The 5322-nt window shown below is 66.8% G+C and carries 6 protein-coding genes; 3 read left to right on the top strand and 3 right to left on the bottom strand.

The genetic code is table 11. The features are described 5' to 3' along the window. Positions 1-48: 48 nt before the first annotated feature. Complete coding sequence (fbaA, locus tag AC2VOG_RS11610; protein WP_486940044.1) at positions 49-1083, top strand: class II fructose-bisphosphate aldolase; 1035 nt, start codon at positions 49-51, stop codon at positions 1081-1083. Between the two features lie 191 nt (positions 1084-1274). On the opposite strand, the gene AC2VOG_RS11615 is transcribed toward fbaA, so the two are convergent. Then, entirely contained in the window at positions 1275-2126 is an 852-nt protein-coding gene (locus tag AC2VOG_RS11615; protein WP_486940045.1) for an Rv0361 family membrane protein, read from the bottom strand. A 111-nt stretch (positions 2127-2237) separates the two neighbouring features. On the opposite strand from AC2VOG_RS11615, the gene AC2VOG_RS11620 reads away from it, so the two are divergent. Then, positions 2238-2654, top strand: coding sequence for a DUF3151 domain-containing protein (locus tag AC2VOG_RS11620; RefSeq protein ID WP_486940046.1), 417 nt, complete (start codon positions 2238-2240; stop codon positions 2652-2654). Positions 2655-2710: 56 nt separating this feature from the next. On the opposite strand, the gene AC2VOG_RS11625 is transcribed toward AC2VOG_RS11620, so the two are convergent. Next, positions 2711-3490, bottom strand: a complete 780-nt coding sequence (locus tag AC2VOG_RS11625) for a site-2 protease family protein (protein WP_486940047.1) — start codon at positions 3488-3490, stop codon at positions 2711-2713. 9 nt (positions 3491-3499) lie between these two features. Further along, positions 3500-4120 (bottom strand): peptidase M50, encoded by a 621-nt coding sequence (locus AC2VOG_RS11630; protein ID WP_486940048.1) that lies wholly within the window; start codon positions 4118-4120, stop codon positions 3500-3502. Between the two features lie 153 nt (positions 4121-4273). On the opposite strand from AC2VOG_RS11630, the gene AC2VOG_RS11635 reads away from it, so the two are divergent. Further along, a partial coding sequence (locus AC2VOG_RS11635) for an adenylosuccinate synthase (RefSeq protein WP_486940049.1) occupies positions 4274-5322 on the top strand: 1049 nt, incomplete at its 3' end.

Here is a 5322-nt window from a genome sequence, read left to right on the forward strand (position 1 = left end):
CACCGAAGGTGTTGCGATACTGATGCCACACGTCAGGAAGGAAGCCGAATGCCCATCGCAACGCCAGATGTCTACGCCGAGATGCTGCGACGCGCCAAGGAGAACGAGTACGCCTTTCCGGCGATCAACTGCACCTCCTCGGAGACCATCAACGCCGCGCTGAAGGGGTTCGCCGACGCGGGCAGTGACGGCATCATCCAGTTCTCCACCGGCGGAGCGGAATTCGGCTCCGGTTTGGGTGTCAAGGACATGGTCGCCGGTGCGGTCGCGCTGGCCGAATTCGCCCACGTCATCGCGGCCAAGTACCCGATCAACGTGGCCCTGCACACCGACCATTGCCCCAAGGACAAGCTGGACACCTACGTGCGTCCGCTGCTGGCCATCTCGGCCGAGCGGGTCGCCGCCGGGCGCAACCCGCTGTTCGGATCCCACATGTGGGACGGCTCGGCGGTGCCGATCGACGAGAACCTGGAGATCGCGCAGGAACTGCTGAAGCTGGCCGCCGCCGCCAAGATCGTCCTGGAGGTCGAGATCGGCGTCGTGGGCGGTGAAGAGGACGGTGTCGAGGCCGAGATCAACGACAAGCTCTACACCACCGCTGAGGACTTCGAGAAGACCATCGACGCCCTGGGCCACGGTGAGCACGGCCACTACCTGCTGGCCGCCACCTTCGGCAACGTGCACGGCGTCTACAAGCCGGGCAATGTCAAGCTTCGTCCCGACATCCTTGACCAGGGCCAGAAGGTCGCGTCGGCCAAGCTCGGCCTGCCCGACGGCGCCAAGCCGTTCGACTTCGTCTTCCACGGCGGATCGGGCTCGCTGAAGTCCGAGATCGAGGAGGCGCTGCGCTACGGCGTGGTGAAGATGAACGTCGACACCGACACCCAGTACGCGTTCACCCGGCCGCTGGCGGCGCACATGTTCACCAACTACGACGGCGTGCTGAAGGTCGACGGCGAGGTGGGCAACAAGAAGGTCTACGACCCGCGCAGTTACCTGAAGAAGGCCGAGGCGTCGATGACCGAGCGGGTCATCGAGGCCTGCCACGACCTGCGCTGCAACGGAAAATCGGTTTCCGCCTAGCCGCTATCAGCCTCATCAGTCCCTGGGGTAACTGGTCTGAGGGGACCTGCTTTTTTCGATTTCGCACCACATGCGGTATCACCGTCCGCTGATATCGCATGTGGTCACGATTCCAGAAAGGGGTGGCCCTTGTCTGACGTTACTGATGTGGCGTGTGGTGGCGCGGGGACTGGCCCGCAGCCCAAACCTCGTTAGCCGGAACTGGATTCGCAAATCTTCCACTGGTCGTCGCGGAACTGCAGATCGAAGCTGCGACTCGACCGGGTCTGCGGAGCGAAGGCGATGAACGCGGTGACGTTGGCCTCGGCGTGGTTCCCGTTGACCACCAACTGGTCGATGTTGGCGACGACGGGATATTGCTTGGCCGCCGCGACGCGGTAGTAGACGTCGTTCCACTCGTTCTGGTTGTAGTTGACATAGTCGTCGCGCATCCGGCCGCAGGTCAGGCTGCGCAGCGTGGTCAGATCACCGGTCTGTACCGCGGCGTCGAAGTGCTGAATTGCGCTGCGCACCTGGTCTTCCTGCGACGCTTTCGGCTTGCGGTCGTTGCGGGTCAGCAGCACCGTGCCCAGTACCGCGACTGCGGCGAGCGCCAAGATGATCAGGATCAGCGCCAGCACCCAACCCCAACTGCGCTGACTCGACGGTCGGAGCCTGGCCCCCAATCGGGGCGGAATGAGTTGCGGCGTAGCAGTTCTCGCGCCTATCTGGCTGCCCGCCGAAGGGTGGCCCGGCGCGAAGACCTCGGTGGCGGGCTCGTTGGCCGCGCTGATGATTGCGGTTTCCTTGGCATCGAACCCCGGCGCGGTGAAGAGTCGTTCGCCCGGTTTGAGCTGCGGCGTCGGCGGCAGGTGCTCTCGCGCGGCGCCCGCGATCACCTCGGTCGCCGGATCCGTCTCGCGTTGGGTCTCGGTGGTTTTTTCGTCGGCCGCGGCCGACGGTTCGACGGTGGTGTCAGCTTCGGAGTCCGCGGGATCGCTCGCAGCGGCTTGATCGGTGGCGTCGGACGTGTTGTCGCGGTCAGACCCTGATGGATTGGGCATAGGCGCAGCTGTCCTCTTCGGAGTCGAAATACCACCTTCAGCTTAGCGACCCGACGCGGGGTTGGGCATGGCGGCGTCGGTTGAAAAGATGCGGCACGGCACAATATCCCCATGGCGCCGATGCATGATCTGCTGGGACCCGATCCGATCTTGTTACCCGGCGACCCCGACGCCGAGGCCCAGTTGGATGCCGGCGACAACCCCACCGCCGTCGCAGCCGCGCATCCTTCGGCGTCGGTGGCGTGGGCGGCGTTGGCCGAAGCCGCGCTCTCCGATGACAAGGCGGTCACCGCCTACGCCTACGCCCGCACGGGTTATCACCGCGGGCTGGACCAGTTGCGCCGCAACGGCTGGAAGGGTTTCGGCCCGGTGCCGTTCTCACACGAGCCCAATCAGGGTTTCCTGCGGTGTGTCGCGGCGTTGGCGCGAGCGGCCGACGCGATCGGTGAGACCGACGAGCAGGCCAGGTGCCTGGATCTGCTCGACGACTGCGACCGGACTGCCCGCGAAGCCCTCGGCCTGACCTAGAAGCCGGGCGCGTCGTCACTGACGTCCGCGAGCACCACCTCGGCCGTCTCTCGCTCTTAGAGCAGGTGTCGCCAGAACTGGGTCAGCCCGGCGCCCAACTGCCACAGCAGCCCGGACACCCCGGACAGTTCGAAGAATGAGTTGACGAGCCCGAAAAACCACTGGTTCAGCGGCTGGGCGAACAACAGGAAGAACAGCAGGATGAAGCCGTACGGCTTGAACTGTGCCAGGGCACGCTGCGTCTCCGGGCTCAGGTGCGGCTCCAGAGCGTTGTAGCCGTCCAGACCGGGGATCGGCAGCAGATTCAGCAGCAGCGCGGTGATCTGCAGGAAGCCCAAAAACGCCACTCCGGCCCACAACACCGGGTGCCTTGGGTCGATGAACAGGTTGGTCGCCCCCAGCAGCAGCACGGCCAGCAACAGATTCGCCGCGGGACCGGCCAGACTGACCAGGGTTCGCTGCCGGGTCGTCAGGTACGACGTCCGCACGTACACCGCGGCACCCGGCAGGCCGATCCCGCCGATCGCCGTGATCAGGATCGGCACCACGATCGACCAGACCGGGCTGACGTAGCGCCGCGGATCTAGGTCCAGGTAGCCGCGCAACTCGATGTCGCGGTCGCCGAATCGCCAGGCGGTGTAGGCGTGGCCGAATTCGTGCAGACACAGCGACACCACCCAGCCGGCGATCACCATGACGAACACTCCGGCGTAAGACAGCGGCGTCACGTCGTCGCCCACCCAGTACGCCAGCCCGCCGCCGAGGACCGACAGACCGACAATGGCCCAGAAGACTGGGCTGGGTCGCACCGAATGGTGCAAGTCGCGGGCGCTCACGCGACGAAACTACCGGACGGCTGACCAACCCTGCGTATGTCGGTAGACCGTCGAGCGCCGCGCCGGCCGCGGCGCGGCCACCCCGTCGCGCACCATCGAGATCCCGGTGCCGCCCAGTTGCGCGGCCCGCCCGGTCAACCAGCGACGGCTGCCCACTACCCGAGCCCGCAGCCCCGGCAGCGCCGCCGTCGGCTCGACCGTGACCGCGGCGACGTCGCCGTCGAACAACACCGCGTCGTCGACCACGGCCTCGCCATGCAGCAGTCGCTCCCCGTCCACGGGCCGCCAGACCGCCGACCCGACGATGACCGATCCGGTCTCGTCGCGGATCAGCGGAACGCGCGCGGCCGCACCGCGCACCGCCCGCCGGGCGGCCCGGCGGCCGGCCGGCAGGCGGTAGGCGCGGGTGGCCGGGGTGCGCCGGCGCGGGACGTAGGCCACCTCGACGCTCAGCAGATCGGCCCGCATCAACATGGTCAGCACCGAGGCGAGGTCGGCGTCGCCGCCGACCACCACTAGCCGCCGGTAGGAGGCGAGTGCCGCGGCAAGGCCGCCGGGATCGAGTACCGGGAGCGCTCGCAGCGGGCGCGGCAGGTGCTCGGCGAATGCCACCACGACGATCTCTGGCACGTTCGGGGCCCTCCTCGCAAACGCCTGGGCGGGGTCTGATTACCCCGCTCTTCAGCGGGTCCTGCGGTGCCCGAATCGTCGCACGGCTAATGTTGGTCACCGGCTGGACCACAATAAGCAGCGTGAATACGTGGAGTTAGGCGGGAGCGAGCCATGCCGGCAATCGTCCTGATCGGCGCCCAATGGGGCGACGAGGGCAAGGGCAAGGCCACCGACCTGCTCGGCGGCCGCACCAAATGGGTTGTTCGCTATCAAGGCGGCAACAATGCCGGGCACACCGTGGTGCTGCCCAGCGGCGAGAACTTCGCGCTGCACCTCATCCCGTCGGGAGTGCTGACGCCCGGTGTCACCAACGTCATCGGCAACGGTGTGGTGATCGACCCCGGCGTCCTGCTCGACGAGCTAAAGGGTCTCGAGGAGCGCGGCGTCGACACCTCGAAGCTGCTGATCTCTGCCGACGCGCACCTGCTGATGCCCTATCACGTGGCCATCGACAAGGTGACCGAGCGCTACATGGGCGACAAGAAGATCGGCACCACCGGCCGCGGCATCGGACCCTGCTACCAGGACAAGGTCGCGCGCCAGGGGATCCGGGTCGCCGACGTGCTGCACCCCGATGAGTTGACGCACAAGATCGAGGCCGCGCTGGAATTCAAGAACCAGGTGCTGGTCAAGATCTACAACCGCAAAGCGCTCGACCCGGCGCAGGTCGTCGAGGCGCTGCTGGAGCAGGCGGAGAGCTTCTCCCACCGCATCGCCGACACCCGGCTGTTGCTCAACACCGCGCTGGAGGCCGGCGAGACCGTTCTGTTGGAAGGTTCGCAGGGCACGCTGCTCGACGTCGACCACGGCACCTATCCCTATGTGACATCGTCGAATCCGACCGCCGGCGGTGCCGCGGTGGGATCCGGTATCGGCCCGACCCGAATCACCACCGTGCTGGGAATCCTCAAGGCCTACACCACCCGCGTCGGCTCGGGCCCGTTCCCGACCGAACTGTTCGACGAGAACGGCGAATACCTGTCCAAGACCGGCGGCGAGTTCGGCGTCACCACTGGGCGGCGCCGGCGCTGCGGCTGGTTCGACGCCGTGATTGCCCGCTACGCCGCCCGGGTCAACGGGATCACCGACTACTTCCTGACCAAGCTCGATGTGCTGTCCAGCCTGGAGACGGTGCCGGTGTGTGTCGGCTACCGCGTCGA

It is taken from the genome of Mycobacterium sp. TH-M11 (genome assembly GCF_057473725.1).